The following is a 1,686-nucleotide window of genomic DNA, read 5'->3' on the forward strand; positions in this document are numbered from 1 at the left end:
ATAATGATCGTAGTACAACTAAAAGAGGGCGAAAACATTGAAAGAGCCCTAAAGAAATTCAAACGAAAATACGAAAAAACAGGTGTTGTAAAAGAACTACGCAGTCGCCAGGCCTTCATCAAGCCGTCAGTTGCAAAGCGTAAACAAAAACAGCACGCTGTCTATGTTCAGCAATTACACGAGAACGAAGAATAATTTCGTTTAGCGAGTGCAAAATCAAACTTGTTTAGATTTTGCCGAACGTAGAAATTATCTGAACCAAGTCGAATAATTTCGTCTTATTTTTTCGTTTTCGCAAAGTTTTTTCCTATCTTCGCCCTACCAGAGAGATTGATCTGGCTGCTGGGTATGTGGAAGGAAAAATTCATACAATATCTCCGTTACGAGAGGAACTACTCCTCTCAAACGGAGATATCTTATTTAAAAGACCTTACCCAATTTCAAGAATTTGTAATCGCAGAGTGCGGGGCCATTGATTGGAAGGAGATCGACAGCGATCTCATTCGTTTTTGGATAAGCCGACTGATGGAAGAGGGAATGAAAGCACGGTCTGTAAATAGGAAACTGAGCGCCCTCAAATCATTCTTTCGCTATCTGAAGAAAAATGATGTGATCCTGCAGAATCCTGCCGAACAAGTGTCGGGACCTAAAATTACCAAAAGACTCCCCACCTTTGTAAACAATGATGATCTGAACAAAGTGATTGACGACCCCTTTGCCTTCGACAATGATTTCCGCGGCCATCGGGACCGCTTCCTCATTGAGTTGTTCTATCTTACCGGTATGCGACAGGCAGAACTTATTTCACTCAAGGACAGCGACATCGACTTCACATACAATACCTTGCGCGTGACGGGGAAACGGAACAAGCAACGTCTCATTCCCTTCTCCGACGAAACGAAAGAAAAACTGGAACACTACATCGAAAAAAGGAACCAAGAAATAGCAAATAAATCGCCCTTCCTCTTTGTCAAGGAAGACGGAGATCCCTTATACCCTAAACTGGTTTATCGTGTCATACACAACCATCTGAACAGCATTTCCACCCTGTCGAAAAAAAGTCCTCACGTGCTACGCCACTCTTTCGCCACCGGGATGCTGAACAATGGAGCAGAGATAAATGCGGTAAAAGAGCTCCTCGGACATTCCAGCTTGGCATCGACCGAGATCTATACGCATGTCACATTTGAAGAATTGAAAAAAGCTTATCACAACGCTCATCCAAGAGCAAAAAAATGAAGGAGGAATAGTATGGAACTGACAATTCAATCTGTAAACTTTGACGCTACTGAACAACTACAAGCATTCGTAGAGAAAAAAATGAAGAAACTGGAACGATTTTCTGAAGATATCATTCTCTCGGAGGTCATTCTCAAAGTAGTGAAACCTGACACCGCAAACAACAAAGAAGCAGCGGTAAAATTAAATCTTAGACACAGTGAAGCTTTTGCCAGCAAAACAGCCGACACATTTGAGGAAGCCATTGATCTGTGTATGATGGCACTTGAAAAGCAGATACTCAAGACCAAAGAAAAAAAGGAAAGATAACGGCTAAAATATTAAAGGAAATGTTTTGGCATCAAAAAAAATATTACTACCTTTGCGACCGTTTCTCTCCATCCAAGGAGGGAAGCGGTTAATTTTAAGATATAAGCCTCTTTAGCTCAGTTGGCCAGAGCACGTGAT

Annotated in this window: 3 protein-coding genes; all 3 read left to right on the forward strand. The window is 41.6% G+C overall.

Annotated features, from left to right (window positions below):
• Positions 1–3: 3 nt before the first annotated feature.
• Complete coding sequence (locus GX117_14840) at positions 4–195, forward strand: 30S ribosomal protein S21 (GenBank protein NLO34604.1); 192 nt, start codon at positions 4–6, stop codon at positions 193–195.
• A gap of 153 nt (positions 196–348) precedes the next feature.
• On the forward strand, positions 349–1,239 hold the full coding sequence (locus GX117_14845; protein ID NLO34605.1) for a tyrosine recombinase XerC: 891 nt from the start codon (positions 349–351) through the stop codon (positions 1,237–1,239).
• A gap of 12 nt (positions 1,240–1,251) precedes the next feature.
• Positions 1,252–1,548 carry a ribosome-associated translation inhibitor RaiA gene (raiA, locus tag GX117_14850; GenBank protein NLO34606.1) on the forward strand — a complete coding sequence of 99 codons (297 nt, stop codon included), beginning with the start codon at positions 1,252–1,254 and terminating at the stop codon, positions 1,546–1,548.
• Positions 1,549–1,686 lie beyond the last annotated feature (138 nt).

The sequence above is a fragment of the Candidatus Hydrogenedentota bacterium genome, from assembly GCA_012523015.1.
Classification (GTDB): domain Bacteria; phylum Hydrogenedentota; class Hydrogenedentia; order Hydrogenedentales; family CAITNO01; genus JAAYBJ01.